The organism is Rhodococcus sp. WS3, from assembly GCF_003797085.1.
In the GTDB taxonomy this organism is placed as follows: Bacteria; Actinomycetota; Actinomycetes; order Mycobacteriales; family Mycobacteriaceae; genus Rhodococcus_F; species Rhodococcus_F globerula.
Genome location: NZ_RKMA01000001.1, coordinates 483,318 through 499,639 on the forward strand (window position 1 = coordinate 483,318; position 16,322 = coordinate 499,639).

Genomic DNA, 16,322 nt, shown 5'->3' on the forward strand with positions numbered 1-16,322 from the left:
GGCCTGAGGGAGGAGTCCCGGCAGGCCCGTCGGCAGGATTCGGCGCGGCATCCGGGCACGTTGACTTGGAGTAGTCGATCACGCACTACTTCAGGAGAATGATGAACCGGATTTCCCGGCGCTCGATACTGTTCGGTCTGGCTGCCGCGCCCCTCGGACTTGCGGTGGGCTGCGGCGCCGACTCCGCCGACTCCGCAGGCGCCTCGCGGCCTACGGCAGCAGCAGGGTCTTCACGTCCGTTACCGATTCCGCCGCTGGCTGCATCCACGGTCGACGACTCCGGCGTCCGCCATTTCACCCTCCGCGCCGGCGCCGGAACCACCGAGATAGTCGCGGGAAAGATCACTGACACTTGGGGTTTCAACGGCTCTATCCTCGGTCCGACGGTCCGAGCCCGACGCGGAGAATCTGTCGCATTCACGATCGACAACGCACTGGCAGAGCCCACGACCGTCCACTGGCACGGCATGCATCTACCCGCCAGGTTCGACGGCGGACCGCACCAGACCATCGAAGCCGGCGGGCGGTGGGAACCGGCGTGGACCATCGACCAAGCGGCGTCTACGCTCTGGTATCACCCACATCCGCATGGATCCACCGAGCGGCACGTACAGCGCGGACTCGCCGGACTGTTCCTGATCGACGACGCCGACACCGATACGCTGGACCTCCCGAAAACCTATGGAGTGGACGATATTCCACTGATCATCCAGGATCGACGATTCACCGCGGACGGCAGTTTCGACGAGACCGACCCGACCGACGTCGGCTTGCTCGGCGACACGATCGTCGCCAACGGCATCGCCGATGCCTACCTCGACGTCACTACCGGCGTTGTGCGACTGCGCATCCTGAACGGTTCCTCCGGCCGTCTCTACAACCTGGGGTTCCCCGACGACCGCACGTTCGATCTGATTGCCACCGACGGCGGACTGCTCGAATCACCGATTGCGATCAAGCGGATTCAGCTCAGCCCCGGCGAACGAGCCGAGATCGTGGTTCGCGTCGACCCCGGTGCGACGACCACACTGGTGTCGTTCCCGATCGAGGACGGCGGTGGCGTGAGTTCCTCCGACGCCGAGAACTTCGGCATGAACGACCGCTTCGACATCATCGAGCTGCGAGGGGTTGCCAGCCGCGCGTCACGGTCGACTCTCCCGGCGCAGTTGGCCGTACTGCCGCATCTCGATCCGTCGAAGGCAAGCGTCTCCCGAACCTTCGATCTGCAGTGGTACATGATCAACGGGCAACGAATGGACATGAACCGCATCGACTTCGAGGCCGAGGTCGGCGCCACCGAAGTGTGGACGATCACCAACAAGGACAACTGGCCACACAACTTCCACGTCCATGACGTGCAGTTCCAGATCCTCGACGTCGACGGTCGCACTCCCCCGCCGCACCTGCGCGGCCTCAAGGACACCGTTTACACGCCGCCGGGCAGCAGGATTCGCGTCGCACTGCAGTGGTCCGAGTACACCGATCCCACGTTCCCTTACATGTTCCACTGCCACCTGCTGATGCACGAGGATCAAGGGATGATGGGCCAATTCCTCGTCCTCGAACCGGGACAGAAGGCAGCTCCGATGCAGATGGACATGCCGATGCCTTCGCCTGGTTCGCACTCCGGTCACTGAAAGTTCTGCAAGTGGTACACGGCGAGGCGAACCCGATTGTCGCAACCGGTCTTCGACATCAGGTTCGCCACGTGAGTCTTGACCGTGGTCACACCCAAATGCAACGCGTCCGCGATTTCCTGGTTGCTCTTCCCTTCCGCAACCAGGGCGAGAACCTGCGATTCGCGCTCGGTCAGCGAAACCGCCTCTGTCACAGCAGTGCCCGCGGCGGTGCCGATCACCGCCCGATCCACGACGCGGCGGAGCAGTTCCGGGGAGAACACCATGTCGCCCTCGGCTGTCCGGCGAATGGCACCGAGCAACTCGGCGGGTTCGGTGTCCTTGACGAGAAACCCCGAAGCGCCGGCAGCAAGCGCGGGATACAGATGATCGTCGTCGTCGAAGGTGGTGAGTACGAGAATGCGTGCGCGCCGCCCGGACTTGACGATCTGCCGCGTGGCACCGATCCCGTCGAGGCCGGGCATCCTCAAGTCCATCAGGATTACGTCGGGATCCAGTTCGGCGGCAAGCGCTACCGCCTCGACGCCGTTCGACGCCTCACCGGATACGGTCATGTCCTCGTCCGCAGTGCACAGCATCCGCAAACCTGCTCGTACCAGCCGCTGGTCGTCGACAACCAACACTGAGATCACGAGTCGTCACCCTTGACCGACAGCGGATGGGCCAACAGCGGAATACTCACGTGCACCTCCCACCTTCCGTCACCGAGCGTACCTGCGGTCATCTCACCGCCGGCCAACTCTGCACGCTCCCGCATTCCGACGAGGCCGTGTCCGGCGCCCTTTGCCGACCCCTCGACATTGTTGATCACCTTGACGTCGACCCGACCGGCGTTGCGACGAACAGATACCGAGACGGGCCCCTTCCTGTCTCCGTGCTTCATGACGTTGGTCAGCGACTCCTGAATTACCCGTAACAGCGTCAACCGGCCGATGGCGTCGAGGTCACCTGCGCCCGACTCGACGTGCGCCTTGACCTGGAAGCCGGCTGCACGCACACGATCGAGCGCAGCCTCGATCTCCGCGGCGACGGCGTCCGGTTCGACCAGAGCAACCTCGCCGAGCGAGGGATCGCGCAATGCGACGAGAAGACGGCGAATATCGGTCAGCGCATCCGACGCCGTCGCGCGCACGTCGGCGAGGACTTCCCGCACGGCCTCGTCCTGCGGTGCCAATACGTGTTGAGCGACTCCGATCCGCAGGACGATCGACGCCATGTGGTGTGCAACAAGGTCGTGCAGCTCACGGGCCAGAGCGCTTCGTTCCGCAGCTCGGGTGTGCGCGAGATTGTTCGCGGCCAATTCACGCTGCGAACGCAGATATAGTCCGAGCAGCAGCGGTAAGCCCACGTACGCAAGCACTTTCACGGCAGTGGTGACCGAGAAGAATGCTTCGTGAGATTCGAACCAGATCCCTGCCAGTACGGAACCGCACCATCCGATTACAGATACGGCAACCAGTTCCCGGCGCTCGGCCCGCATCGTGACATCGACAACGGCTACCGCTCCGAGATACGGCACGAGCTCGGACAGACCCCACGCGTCGGCGACGAACATCGGAACCGCAAGTGCCGAGATGACCAGCGAAGCAAGTACCGGCCACCGGCGACCAGCCACGAAGATGATCGCCGACAGCATCGAGACGATCCAATAGCCGACGGGGACCCGATACTCCCCGGGATACGTGCTGGCAATCAGTAAGCACGGAATCAATACCAGCGGCGAGTAGCGCACATACCGCTGAATCCGATCTGGCACCTCTGTCCGGTTCACCTGTCGAGCCTATGACGCTCGGGGTCGTGGCACCTCCTACTCAGGGAGGAGTAGACGTGACTCGCGTCATTTCGAGGGATGCTCGACATCCGACCTTACTCCTGAGTAAGATAAGGGAGTCCAACGCCCCGACACCGAGAAACCCCTGGTGATCATGACCAAGCAAGACAGTGTGGCCCCGAGCAAGAGCCATGCCACGGCGCACCCTCGCGACACGTCCGCAGTCGGCCTCAACCCCGTCAAGCGCGATGCGATGGGTACCGCCATGCGCGTGCTGACCAAGATCACCGGTTCTGAATTCGCAGAAAAGTTCAACCTGCGCCAGACCATCGACCGGGTTACCTACGAGGGCACCAAGACCGGCTTCAAGACTCTCGGCGCCGCTACGCGCGGTTTCAAGAAGGTGGCCGGCAACGACGCGCCCAAGCGACTGCCGGACAACCCCGCCAAAAACTCGGACTACTTCGACCTCACGCCCGACGACGACCAGAAGATGATCGTCGAAACCGTGCGCGACTTTGCATCGGAAATCCTGCGCACCGCAGCACACGATGCCGATGCGTCCGCCGCCGCTCCTGCCGATCTGACGAAGCGGGCGGCCGAACTCGGGATCACCTTGATCAACGTCCCCGAGGAACTCGACGGCGCCGCATCCGATCGCGGCGCGGTCACCAACTCGCTTGTCGCCGAGGCGCTCTCACACGGAGACATGGGGCTGGCACTGCCGATCCTCGCTCCCAGCGGCGTAGCTGTCGCCCTTACTCAGTGGGGCACCGACGCGCAGCAGAAGACGTATCTCCCCGCATTCACCGGTGAGCAGGTTCCCGGTGCCGCAGTGGTAGTCAACGAGCCTCGCGCGCTGTTCGATCCCTTTGCACTGCAGACCAAGGCCGTTCGCTCCCCCAGCGGATACCGCCTCAACGGCGTCAAGAGCCTGGTACCGGCCGCTGCAACGTCGGAACTTTTTGTCATCGCCGCGGAACTCGACGGCAAGCCGTCGTTCTTCATCGTCGAGTCGGACACCAAAGGCCTTGTCGTCGAAGCCGACCCCAGCATGGGACTGCGGGCCGCATCGCTCGGTCGCCTGATCCTCACCGATGTCTCGGTCCCCGAATCCGCACTTCTCGGCGACGGCGACGCCGATCAGCGCAAGGCCGAGTACGCCGACGCGATCCGCCTCGCTCGTCTCGGATGGGCATCGATGGCGGTTGGCACCAGCCAGGCCGTGCTGGACTACGTGATTCCGTACGTGAACGAGCGCGAAGCATTCGGCGAGCCGATCAGCCATCGGCAGGCAGTTGCGTTCATGGTGGCCAACATCGCCATCGAACTGGACGGAATGCGCCTGGTCACGCTGCGTGGCGCTTCGCGTGCCGAGCAGGGATTGTCCTTTGCTCGTGAATCGGCCCTCGCCCGGAAGTTGGCTTCCGAAAAGGGCATGCAGATCGGCCTCGACGGCGTGCAACTCCTCGGTGGGCACGGATTCACCAAGGAACACCCGGTCGAGCGCTGGTACCGCGACCTTCGAGCCATCGGCGTTGCCGAGGGCATTGTCCTCATCTGACGCCGCTGACTTTTCAGGAGAACCACGATGATCAATCTCGAACTTCCCAAGAAGCTCAAAGCATCCGCGAACCAGGCGCATCAGGTCGCAGCTCAGATCTTCCGACCCATCTCACGTAAATACGATCTAGCCGAACACGAGTACCCGGTCGAACTCGACACCATGGCCGCCATGGTCGAGGGTCTGTCCGACTCGGGTGGCGACATCGGCGGCGCTGCCGGCGGCCGAGCTGACTCCGGCAAGACCGGCAATGCCAACGGTGGCAACATGTCGGCACTGCTCAACTCCCTCGAAACCTCCTGGGGCGACGTGGGTCTCATGCTCTCGATCCCCTACCAAGGCCTCGGCAACGCCGCGATTGCAGCCGTATCCACCGACGAGCAACTCGAACGGTTCGGCAAGGTGTGGGCCTCGATGGCCATCACCGAGCCCAGCTTCGGATCCGACTCGGCTGCAGTCACCACAACAGCAGTTCTGGACGGCGACGAGTGGGTTCTCAACGGCGAGAAGATCTTTGTCACCGCCGGTGAGCGTTCCACCCACATCGTCGTCTGGGCATCGGTCGACAAATCCAAGGGCCGAGCCGCAATCAAGTCGTTTGTCGTGCCGCGCGACGCGCCGGGCCTGAGCGTCGCCCGCCTCGAGCACAAGCTGGGCATCAAAGCGTCCGACACCGCCGTACTCTTGCTCCAGGACTGCCGAATCCCCGCGGACAACATCCTCGGCAGCGCAGAGGTCAACGTGGAGAAGGGCTTTGCCGGCGTCATGCAGACGTTCGACAACACCCGCCCGATGGTCGCCGCCATGGCTGTCGGCGTCGGCCGCGCCGCACTCGAAGAACTGCGCACTATCCTGACGGAAGCCGGCGTCGAGATCTCGTACGACACACCGGCCTACAACCAGCATGCCGCGGCGGCCGAGTTCCTTCGGATGGAAGCTGATTGGGAAGCCGCCTACCTGCTCGCATTGCGCGCAGCCTGGATGGCAGACAACAAGAAGCCGAACTCCCTCGAGGCGTCGATGTCCAAGGCCAAGGCGGGCCGCACGGGCACCGACATCACCCTCAAGGCAGTGGAACTCGCCGGAACGTACGGCTACTCCCAGCGTCCACTGCTGGAGAAGTGGGGTCGGGATTCGAAGATTCTCGACATTTTCGAGGGCACTCAGCAGATTCAGCAGCTGATCATTGCCCGTCGTCTCTTGGGAAAGACGTCTGCCGAACTGAAGTAAAAACACGGCACCGAGATCGTCGGTGAAAGCGTCCGGTTTCGATTAGGCTGAGATCCGGTCCTTTCACCGACGCTCGGAAGAGGTTTACCCATGCCCGGATTGGTCACCAAGATCACAGACACCATCGGCGCCGTGGGAGTCATGACACGAGCGGGACTGATTCCGTTTCCCCGCCTCGACAAGGGTCTGAAATCCATTGCAGCTGTGGACAAGTACGGACCATTTGCCGGTCCCGTCCACGCGCATGCCGAGAACGGCCTCGATGCGGTAGCCATCATCGACGAACGTGGACCCATCACGTACGCCGAACTGGAACGGCAGAGCAACGCACTGGTACGGGCCTGGCAGGCCGATGGCATCACATCCGATTCGGTGATGGGCGCTATGTGCCGAAACCATCGTGGCCTGGTTCTGACCATGCTCGCGGCAGCCAAGAACGGCACCAAACTTGTCCTCATGAACACGGGATTTGCGCGCCCTCAACTGGTCGACGTCGCGGCCCGTGAAGATGTCGCGGCCTTTGTCTACGACGACGAGTTCACCGAAGTCGCCGACGCCCTCCCTGCGGACACAAGGCGATACCGGGCGTGGGCAGAGCGCGAAAACACCACCATCCGCACACTCGACGACGTCATTGCGGGACGAGGAACCTCCGCAGTGCCGGCGCCGGAACGCAGTGGCGGTTTTGTACTTCTGACCAGCGGAACCACCGGAACCCCGAAAGGCGCGCCGCGCAGCCACACCTCGCCGTTGGCGTCAGCGCAGTTCCTCGACCGAGTACCACTGCGCCGCGGGCAGACAATGATGATGGCGGCGCCGGCCTTCCACGGCACCGGCGTCTCCCAGTTCGCGCTCGCCCTCGGCCTGGGACAAACCGTCGTGATGCACCGGAAATTCGATCCCGAGAACACGGTCAAGCTTGTGGCGCAACACAAGTGCGACAGCCTTGTCGTGGTTCCCACCATGCTGACCCGCATCATCGATCTCGGCCCCGAAGTGCTGTCGAAATACGACACCTCACAGCTGAAGATCATTTTCTCCGCAGGGTCGTCCCTCTCACCTGATCTCTGCAAACGAGTGACGGAGGCATTCGGTTACGTCCTCTACAACCTGTACGGCTCCACCGAAGTAGCGGTCGCCACTGTCGCCACGCCCGAAGATCTCACCATCGCGCCGGGCACTGCCGGCCGGGCGCCCGTCACGTGCCACGTCGAACTGTTCGACGACAACAATCAGAAGATCAACTCCCCCCACACGATCGGACGAATCTTCGTCTCGAGCGGCCTCAGCTTCGAGGGCTACACCGACGGCCGCGACAAGGAGCGCATCAACGGACTCCTCTCCACCGGCGACGTCGGGCACTTCGACGCCAACGGCCTGTTGTTCGTCGACGGCCGCGACGACGACATGATCGTCTCGGGCGGTGAAAATGTATATCCTCTCGAAGTGGAGAACCTCCTAGCTGATCATGCGGACGTGCTGGAAGCTGCGGTGATCGGAGTGGAGGACGCGGATTTCGGGCATCGACTGCGCGCCTTCGTTGTGATCGCCAGCGGTGCAGACAAGAACGCCGAGGATCTGAAATCTCACGTCCGCTCCAACCTGGCGCGATACAAGGTACCCCGCGAAGTCCTGTTCATCGACGAACTCCCCCGCAACGCAACGGGAAAGCTGTTGCGCCGCGTACTGATCGAGATGGACGTCGACAAGACTTAGGCCGACAGTGCACTGATCAGCTCAGCCTCGTCCACCCGCGTCGAGTGCCCGTCCCGGATGACAACCTCGCCGGCAACCAGAACGGTGTCGACGATCTGCCGGGTTCCGGTTGTGAGAATGGATGCACCCGGGTCGCGCACCGGCAGGCATCCGAAGTCCCTCTCGAACCGAATCATGGTGAGATCAGCAGTATCTCCGACAGACACACCGCCTGATCGCGGCGGCAAGCCGAGTGCACTGTTGGCGCCGCCGGTGGCGATATCGATCATGGCACCAAATCCGAGTAAGTCCGCACGCGCTCGGGTGGCCCGCTGCACGTAGGCACCGGTACGCAAGGTTTCGAGCATGTCCTGCGTGTCGTTGCTGGCGGCGCCGTCCACCCCCAGCCCCACTGCGAGGCCGGCTTCCAGGAAGCTCGGCACCGGTGCGACCCCGCTACCGAGTCGCATGTTGCTCACCGGGTTGTAGGAAACGCCAACTCCTCTCTCTGCCAGCACTTTCTGACCACGATCATCGAGTTCGACGCAGTGAACCGCGAGAACTCGATCCCACAGGAAATCGTTAGCGTCCAGAAAGTCGACCGCACCCATCCCCGTATGTTCGGTACACATCATATTGTCGGTCTGTGTCTCGAGCAGGTGTATCGATACGGTCAGTCCGCGCGCCTGAGCGAATTCACGCACCTGCGCCATTCCCTCCGGAGTCAACGATCTCGGATTCGGCACTGCCACAGCCGCATCGATGCGCGATCCGGCAACGTCTCGCATGATCTGATCGGTGTGATCGAGGACCTCGCCCAATGGCTGCAAAAGCCGCGGATCGAAGCCCCACTTACGCGTCGGGTCCGATCGATCCCCCACCCCACGCCCCAGCAGGGCGCGAATCCCGGTGTCGTGCAATCCTCGGATGACAGCGTCGTGTACCTCGCTCGACGGGTGCGGCCACATGTGTTCCACCAATGTGGTGGTACCGCTCCGCAAGGCCTCAAGGCTGGCCGCAACTGTTGCGGTGTACGCCTTTTCCGGGGTGATCAGCACGGATTCCTCGGCAACGGCAAGCAGCCATTCGAGTAGTGGAGTTCCCTCCGCGATCCCCCGCATCAGCGACTGCTGAATGTGCGTGTGCGTGTTGACGAATCCGGGAATCAAGTAAGCACCGGATCCGTCAACACTTCCGGCCTTCGGGTCACCGAGAGCCGACGTACCGTGCGACGCCTCGATCGCGGTGACAATTCCGTCAGTCACCACGACGTCTCGACCTTCGAGCCATTGCCTGCCGCTGTAGACGGTGACGTCGGTGATGGTGATGCTGGCGGGTGCGGTATTCATCGTTTTCTCCGTGTCTTCGGTCGGCGTCTTCAGTCGGCTCAGCGGGCGAAATTGGCATTCACGCGCTGGTAGAGATAATCCTCGGCGGTGATCGGCGGATACTTCCCGGCCGGACCTTCGATCATGATGTCGCGGTTGGCCTGCGCGAAGAAAGCCAGGCTGTATCGAGGGCCCCGGTAGTCGTTCAGGCCTGGGCTCTTGACGCGATGAAAGTTCGACGGCAGCACATCGTCGCTCCATCGCATCAGCATGTCACCGATGTTGCAGGTGATCGCTTCCTCGGCGGGTTCCACCGACGTCCATTCCTGGGCCTCCATCTCCTTACCAGGGCACAACTGCAGCCCGCCCTGACCGTCGCGCTGAAAGAGCAAGGTCAGGCAGTCGAAATCGGTGTGCGCGCCGGCTCGCCACATTCCTGCGACATCGGCATCGGGAGCGAGCGGGAAGTAGTGCAGCAACCGGAGGGTGCTCTGGTAACTGGTCACCGACGGATCGTGGGCTTTCGCAAAGAAGTCCCGCTCGAATCCGAGTTTGTCTGCGAAACACGAGAGCAGGGCCATCGCGACGCCCCAGCACCGTGCCTCGAAATCGAGAATCGTTTCGCGGAAGCCCTCGAGTTCGTCGTCGGTGGGCCACAGGTCACCCATGTGGGGGCGAGTTACCTGGTAGGACTCCTTCTGATCGGGCGTCCCGATCGACGGCCGCACTTGCGACATGCTCTCCCAGCCGGAATTGAATCCCTTCTTGAGTGGATATCGGGCCTTGACCTCATCGGGTAGCGCAAAGAAGTTCTCCGTGGCAGCGAACGCCTTGCGAACCTCACCGATGTCGATTCCGTGGTTGACAACCTGAAAGAATCCGATATCTGTTGCAGCCGACCATAACTCGTCCGCTATCTCGCTGCGGCGGTTCTCGAAGTCGGAGAGATCGATCCGTCGCACTTCGCGGTCGGTTGTTTCGGTACCGAGGCCGCCCATACGGCTCTCACGGTTGAGTTCGGTCATCTCGTACGTCATGATTTTTCCAGTCTCCTGATCAGCGGATTCCGATGGACGGGTTGGTGAACTTGTTGGTGTAGATCTGTTCTGCGGTCAGTGAATCCGGAATCGCTGCACCGCCGGCCACCAGAACGGGCGTCAGGTCAGCGACGTTTCGGGTGACCCTGGCCATGTCATAGGTTCCTACCGAACCGTCAGCCTCGTTTGCAATCAAACCTTCGTCTTTCAACATCTGAGCACTGAAGGCAGCCTCGCCCTCGGTGTAGGGACTGAACGAAATATCCTGGGAGACAACGTCGACGATCGCGCTGTTGGCCGCAGCCGGATCGGTGATGTAGTCGGCACTCGCTTGCTGGATGATCGGAACCAATTTGGTCAGGCAGGACGAGAGCGATTCTACTTTGTCAGCGCGGACCGACACATTGGACGCATAGATGTCGAAGCCTGAATCCTTCAGCAGGTCAAAGGAAACCGGCTTGTCCCAGGCCGGCGTCTCGTTCTCGTACGTGTACGGTTCGGAATTCGCGAATCCCTGCTGCGCAATGGTCGGGTCGCCGACGAAGCGCGACGGTGCGCCGTCGTAACTAGTGTCGAGCTGAGACTGCTTCAACAACCCCTTCGCAACCAGCCACTGCGGGAACAACTGTTCCTTGGACACCACGACGCTTGCATCGGTCTTGCCGATGTCGGCAACACTCTTCCAATCAGGGTGCGACGCAGGGTCCCACATCACGATTGCCGGACTGTACTTGAGTAGTGGAGTCACCGCCATGACGGGCTGACTCGCCGACGCGGCGATCACCTGGTCACCATGGATCAGACCCAGCGTGATCGAATCATCCACGTACATCTGAGAACTGACGGACTGGAACCCGATCGCCGGGCCACCTGCCCGAAGCGTGAGATCGACGCCGGTATCCTTGCCGCCCGCGACCAGAGTGCCACTGACCGACTTGTCGTCTGTGTCGACGGTGTATCCCGGCCCGAGCATCTCGAACAGCGCACCCATATCCGACTGCGGCTGCCATTGCAGCTGCACTACAACGTTTTCCGGACACACGCCGGCTAGTGTCTGCGCATCCGCAGCGGGCTCGAGCGCTTCCGACGCAACCGCCGTGTCGGCGTCACTCGAACTGCATGCACTCAACCCGAATGCAGCAAGCAAGGCGAGGGCAATACTGGCGGTTCCCACGGTTGTGCGTTTGGAATTCACGGGTTCTCCTCGAAATGAAGTGACTCTGACATGCAGATTGGGGATGAGCAGAGTCTGTAGCACTTCGATTACATGCAGATACCGCTTTGTTTCTCGCAGGTTAATCATTCGAGATAACCGATTCACCTGCAATGTCACAATCAATTAACACTGAGAAATCCGCCCGACATACATGCAATCCACACTCAATCCCATCAGAACGCAGATATTTTGCATGCATCACACGATCCGGAGGCACGGATGAAACTCGCAAACACGATGCAGGACACCGACGCACGCAGACTGACCACGTCCATGCAGATGGCCTTCACCGATGTAGTGAAGAAATTCGACACCGGCACGGTGGCACTGGACGGCATCAATCTCGATGTGCGCCGTGGCGACTTCGTGGCCGTGGTCGGCCCGTCCGGCTGCGGCAAGTCGACACTATTGCGCATGGCAGCCGGCCTCGAGCGTCCTACCAGCGGATCCGTTGCCCTCGACACCGAATCGGTTGGCTTCATCTTCCAGGAGCCGACGCTGTTACCTTGGCGAACAGTGCAATCCAATGTCGAGTTGTCGGCCGAGTTGGGCGGCGTGTCCAAAGCCCTCCGTCGTGAACGCGCCGGCGAAGCCATCAACGCTGTCGGCCTACGAGACTTCTCGGGGCAATTGCCCAATGCACTGTCCGGCGGTATGAAGATGCGAGTGTCTCTCGCGCGGGCTCTGACCTTGGCTCCGGAGGTCATGCTCCTGGACGAGCCGTTCGGTGCTCTCGACGAAATGACGCGCCTCGACATGCAGGTCGAACTTCAACGGCTATACGCGGACAAGGGATTCACCGCTATGTTCATCACGCATTCGGTGTCCGAGGCGGTGTATCTCGCCAACAAGGTTGTCATCATGACCGCGCGACCTGGTCGCATCCATTCTGTCGTCGACATCGGCTTCGGTTACCCACGCAGCCCGGAACTGCGGTACGACGCCCGTTTCACCGAATACGTCGCCGAAATTTCGGCCAGTCTGCACGGGAGCCTCCGATGACCGAAGCACTGACACTTCGCCGCGAAGTAGTAAGCACCACAGCAACTTCCCTACCCACGCAGCTCTGGAAGCAACGCCTGAAGAGGATCGGGAGCATGATCGCGTTTCCCCTTCTCTCGTTGGCCGGCGCTCTCGCGCTCTGGTCGATAGTGAGCAACCTGGTCCTCTCACCCGAACGCCAGTTCATGCTGCCGCCCCCAAGTCGGGTGCTCACCCAGTCGCTACTCGACTGGAAACACCTCGGTCCGATGCTCGAAGCGCTGGCCGTCACCGCGCAGGTCGCGGCGGTGGGATTTGTCGTCGCCGTTGCAATCGGCGTCGGAACGGGTGTACTGATGAGTCAGGCCAAGTGGATCGAGCGGATCGTCTACCCGTATGCCGTTGTGCTTCAGGTCATTCCCATTCTCGCGATAGTCCCGTTGATCGGCCTGTGGTTCGGCTACGGCATGACTGCCCGCACCTTGGTGTGTGTACTGATCGCGGCGTTCCCCATCATCACCAACACCCACTTCGGTTTGCAGTCCGTGGACCGGGGACTGCATGAACTCTTCACCCTCGGACGCGCATCGCGCTGGGATCGGCTGGTAAAGCTCGAACTGCGAGCGGCGATGCCTGCCATTCTCACCGGCATCCGCACCGCGTCCGGACTTGTTGTGGTCGGTGCCATTATCGGCGACATGTTCTTCGCAAAAGGACAACCCGGCATCGGCACCCTTCTCGACGTCTACCGCAGCCGACTTCAGTCCGAGGATCTGATCGGCGCGATCGTCATTGCTTCACTGTTCGGTGTCCTGGTCTTCTCCGCTTTCGGATACCTCTCCCGCATTCTGGTCGGTAAGTGGCACACGTCCGGCCGCTGATCGACCTACTCCCCATCGAAACAAGGACCTACTGACATGAGCTTCGAGATTCCCACCATCGACATCAGCCCATACGTCATGAACTCGCCGGCCGAGCGCTACGACGCTGCCTGCGCTGCCGTCGCTACCGACCTGGACCGGGCTTGCCGCGAAGTCGGCTTCATTCAGATTGTGGGACATGGAATTCCACGCGAATCGATCGACGGACTGGCCGGCGCGCTGGACGAGTTCTTCGCCCTGCCCCTGGACGTGAAGAAGACGTACGCCCGCTCGTCGTCCGAGAACCGTGGATACTCTCCGCCGAAGTCGGAGTCGTTGAGCATGAGCCTGGGTGTCGCGTCCGCGAATATGATGAACGATTTCTACGAAGCCGTCGTCGTCGGAACCGAGGCCGCCGACTACCCGGACCTTGACCTCCCCGAATCCAGTTACGCCGCCAACACCTGGCCGGATGCGGCACCTGGATTCAGACCTGCTGTCGATCAATACTTCTCCCACGCACAGACTTTGGCTGCAATCCTGATGCGCGCGTTCACCGATGCGCTGGGATTGGAGCAAGGATATTTCGACTCCATGCTCGACCACTCGATCAATGCGTTGAAAATGAACAATTACGCGCTCCCCGAAAGCGAGATCGCGCTGCCCGGCGAAATGACCGGTATGGGCGCTCACACCGACTTCGGGATTCTGACCATCCTCTGGGCAGATCAGGTGCCCGGCCTTCAGATCCTGGGCGCCGACAATCTCTGGCATGACGCCCAACCAGCGGACAACGCCCTGCTGATCAATCTCGGCGACGCGATGGCTCGCTGGACCAACGACCGCTGGCGGTCCACGATTCACCGCGTCGATCCGCCGATCGTCGACGGTCGGATCATCAGACGGCGTTCTGCCGCATTCTTTTTCGACGGAAACTACGACGCCGTCATCGAGGCGCTACCGGGAACATTGCAGCCCGGCGAGGTCGGGTATCCGCCAATCACGATTGCCGAGAACATCGCGGCCAAGGTCGCAGGATTGAAAGGTGGGATTGCCCCGGGTGGGGACTTTCGAGAAGCCGAACGAGTACGCGCGGCCGGGTAATGTCAGCACTGTGCAAGGGGACCACGAAATCCATGACGAAGAAGAAATCATGACCACAACCGAACGTGCACCGCTGACCGAGTCGGTACACGAGACTCTGCGAGAGCTCATCTTCTCCGGCGAACTCGCCCCAGGCACGCCGCTCAGTGTCCCCGCACTCGCATCCAAGCTGAATGTCAGTAGAACGCCGGTTCGCGAGGCCGTTCAGCAATTGATCTACGAGGGCATCGCGGTACACACCCGCAACGCCGGTGCGAAGGTCGAATCGCTCGATGCGGACTCACTGCGCGCGGTGTTCGAGGTCCGCGAGGTCCTGGACGGCCTTGCGGCTTTCAGCGCTACAACCCGCGCCACTCACGACATCGTCTCCCAACTGAACAAGATGGTCGAGGAACAACGTGAATTGTTGGACACCGCACCGGATCGGCGTCGCGATTCCGCGTTGGACCTCGAGTTCCACAATCTGATTCGGGAAACAGCGGCCAACGACCCACTCCGTGACGCTCTGCACCGCCTGGATGGTCAATCTCATCTGTTTCGGACGGACATGTGGGGTTCGGATCTGAACCGGCGGCTCGCCGTGGCCGAGCATGCCCGGATCGTCTCGGCCATCGAGACCGGTGACGCTGTTGCTGCCCGCGCCGCGGCGAGCGCTCACGTCGCGGGACTACTCGTCCGTACGACGCGCTGCTGAACACCGACACACACCAACACACACTGACAAAAAAGAACCGCCACACTGGATTCCAGTGCGGCGGTTCTTTCTTTAGTAGCGGGGACAGGATTTGAACCTGCGACCTCTGGGTTATGAGCCCAGCGAGCTACCGAGCTGCTCCACCCCGCGATGCATGGATAAAACTACACGAGCCGGTGAACAGAATGCAAATCGCCTGCGCCAGAGTCACATCCGAGCCCTGAACCATAATTTCCAGTGACCGGCTTCACAATTTCCCCGTGACCATCAACACATAACAGACGTGTAACGGAGTCACCTCGAATCCGCATCGCTGGGATCTGACCTGGCGATTGTCCGAATTTTCCGGACCGATACCGAACAGTCAGCTCGTAAAACTGTGAAGTGAACCTTGAAAGCAACTCCCGTACGGTCGATCCCGGCCCGAATCAACCGGGCGAACGCCGACCCGCCGCTGCCTGACTCTGCCCCGCGGGATCGGAACCCCCGAAACCTTCGAGGGGCAGAGACACGGAGAGAGAAGCGCCCGGGACGAAAGCATCACCTCGACCCGCAGGCCCGCCGTTGTCAGCGAGCGCGGAGAGGATTTACCCCATGTCTTACACCAGCATCAGCAAGCGTGCAGTAGGCACATTGGCCGTAGCCGGCGCCCTCGTTGCAGTACCCCTCACCATCTCCACCGGCACCGCATCCGCAGCCACCCACAACTGGGACGGCGTCGCAGCGTGCGAGAGCGGCGGAAACTGGAACATCAACACCGGAAACGGCTACTACGGCGGACTTCAGTTCTCGCAGAGCACCTGGACCGCCAACGGCGGCTCCGGCTCCCCCGCAAACGCGTCGAAGGAAGAGCAGATCCGCGTCGCCGAGAACACCCTGCAGTCCCAGGGCCCGGGCGCATGGCCCAGCTGCGGCAGGCACCTGACCGTCGCATCCGAGGAGCAGGCTCCGGCGCCCGCTCCGGTCGTCGAAGAAGCACCGGCCGTCGTCGAAGCACCCATCGCCGCAGTCCAGATCCCGGCCGAGGTCAAGCCCGCCGCACAGCAGGCCTACGACTCCGCTCGCGCACTTGCCGACCAGTACGGTTTCGGCGCGCAGTTCCAGCAGCTCGCCGACACCAACCCGCAGGTGCTCGCAGCACTGCGCTGATACCGGCGTACAAGCACAACCCACAACGCACAAGCACAAACGCGAAGGCCCACCAT

The 16,322-nt window shown here is 61.7% G+C and carries 14 protein-coding genes and 1 tRNA gene; 9 read left to right on the plus strand and 6 right to left on the minus strand.

Going from position 1 to position 16,322, the window contains the following annotated elements; genetic code table 11:
* Positions 1–101: 101 nt before the first annotated feature.
* The gene (locus EEB13_RS02200; RefSeq protein WP_141484500.1) at positions 102–1,637 is read left to right on the plus strand and encodes a multicopper oxidase family protein; all 1,536 of its coding nucleotides are present in this window, start codon (positions 102–104) and stop codon (positions 1,635–1,637) included.
* Here EEB13_RS02200 and EEB13_RS02205 read toward each other — a convergent pair.
* Together EEB13_RS02205 and EEB13_RS02210 are read right to left on the minus strand one after the other, a co-directional pair.
* A complete protein-coding gene (locus tag EEB13_RS02205; RefSeq protein ID WP_141484501.1) occupies positions 1,631–2,269 on the minus strand; it encodes a response regulator in 639 nt (212 codons plus the stop codon). The genes EEB13_RS02200 and EEB13_RS02205 overlap by 7 nt on opposite strands.
* Positions 2,266–3,408 (minus strand): sensor histidine kinase, encoded by a 1,143-nt coding sequence (locus tag EEB13_RS02210; RefSeq protein ID WP_230589964.1) that lies wholly within the window; start codon positions 3,406–3,408, stop codon positions 2,266–2,268. Before EEB13_RS02210 ends, EEB13_RS02205 begins: the two co-directional genes overlap by 4 nt.
* Positions 3,409–3,556: 148 nt before the next feature.
* Between EEB13_RS02210 and EEB13_RS02215 the strand changes: the two genes are divergently transcribed.
* From EEB13_RS02215 to EEB13_RS02225, 3 genes are all read left to right on the plus strand, one after another.
* A complete protein-coding gene (locus EEB13_RS02215; RefSeq protein ID WP_141484502.1) occupies positions 3,557–4,972 on the plus strand; it encodes an acyl-CoA dehydrogenase family protein in 1,416 nt (471 codons plus the stop codon).
* Between the two features lie 27 nt (positions 4,973–4,999).
* Positions 5,000–6,202 (plus strand): acyl-CoA dehydrogenase family protein, encoded by a 1,203-nt coding sequence (locus EEB13_RS02220; protein WP_045070480.1) that lies wholly within the window; start codon positions 5,000–5,002, stop codon positions 6,200–6,202.
* Between the two features lie 90 nt (positions 6,203–6,292).
* The gene (locus EEB13_RS02225; RefSeq protein ID WP_141484503.1) at positions 6,293–7,918 is read left to right on the plus strand and encodes an acyl-CoA synthetase; all 1,626 of its coding nucleotides are present in this window, start codon (positions 6,293–6,295) and stop codon (positions 7,916–7,918) included.
* Here EEB13_RS02225 and EEB13_RS02230 read toward each other — a convergent pair.
* From EEB13_RS02230 to EEB13_RS02240, 3 genes are read right to left on the minus strand one after another with little or no spacing between them, the layout of a single operon-like run.
* Positions 7,915–9,246: an amidohydrolase family protein gene (locus EEB13_RS02230; protein ID WP_141484504.1), complete on the minus strand. Its 1,332-nt coding sequence runs from the start codon at positions 9,244–9,246 to the stop codon at positions 7,915–7,917. The two genes, EEB13_RS02225 and EEB13_RS02230, sit on opposite strands and share 4 nt — an antisense overlap.
* Positions 9,247–9,284: 38 nt before the next feature.
* Positions 9,285–10,262, minus strand: coding sequence for an isopenicillin N synthase family dioxygenase (locus EEB13_RS02235; RefSeq protein ID WP_033231141.1), 978 nt, complete (start codon positions 10,260–10,262; stop codon positions 9,285–9,287).
* Between the two features lie 19 nt (positions 10,263–10,281).
* Complete coding sequence (locus tag EEB13_RS02240) at positions 10,282–11,457, minus strand: nitrate ABC transporter substrate-binding protein (RefSeq protein ID WP_141484505.1); 1,176 nt, start codon at positions 11,455–11,457, stop codon at positions 10,282–10,284.
* Positions 11,458–11,697: 240 nt separating this feature from the next.
* Between EEB13_RS02240 and EEB13_RS02245 the strand changes: the two genes are divergently transcribed.
* The 4 genes from EEB13_RS02245 to EEB13_RS02260 are packed head-to-tail and all read left to right on the plus strand — an operon-like array spanning position 11,698 to position 15,117.
* Positions 11,698–12,480: an ABC transporter ATP-binding protein gene (locus EEB13_RS02245; RefSeq protein WP_033231143.1), complete on the plus strand. Its 783-nt coding sequence runs from the start codon at positions 11,698–11,700 to the stop codon at positions 12,478–12,480.
* Complete coding sequence (locus EEB13_RS02250; protein ID WP_033231144.1) at positions 12,477–13,340, plus strand: ABC transporter permease; 864 nt, start codon at positions 12,477–12,479, stop codon at positions 13,338–13,340. The genes EEB13_RS02245 and EEB13_RS02250 overlap by 4 nt, the downstream gene beginning before the upstream one ends.
* 36 nt (positions 13,341–13,376) lie before the next feature.
* A complete protein-coding gene (locus EEB13_RS02255) occupies positions 13,377–14,423 on the plus strand; it encodes an isopenicillin N synthase family dioxygenase (protein ID WP_141484506.1) in 1,047 nt (348 codons plus the stop codon).
* A 49-nt stretch (positions 14,424–14,472) separates the two neighbouring features.
* The gene (locus tag EEB13_RS02260) at positions 14,473–15,117 is read left to right on the plus strand and encodes a GntR family transcriptional regulator (RefSeq protein ID WP_045071140.1); all 645 of its coding nucleotides are present in this window, start codon (positions 14,473–14,475) and stop codon (positions 15,115–15,117) included.
* A gap of 76 nt (positions 15,118–15,193) precedes the next feature.
* On the opposite strand, the gene EEB13_RS02265 is transcribed toward EEB13_RS02260, so the two are convergent.
* Positions 15,194–15,267, minus strand: a tRNA-Met gene (locus EEB13_RS02265).
* 444 nt (positions 15,268–15,711) lie between these two features.
* Between EEB13_RS02265 and EEB13_RS02270 the strand changes: the two genes are divergently transcribed.
* Complete coding sequence (locus tag EEB13_RS02270; RefSeq protein ID WP_116101544.1) at positions 15,712–16,266, plus strand: transglycosylase family protein; 555 nt, start codon at positions 15,712–15,714, stop codon at positions 16,264–16,266.
* Positions 16,267–16,322: the final 56 nt, after the last annotated feature.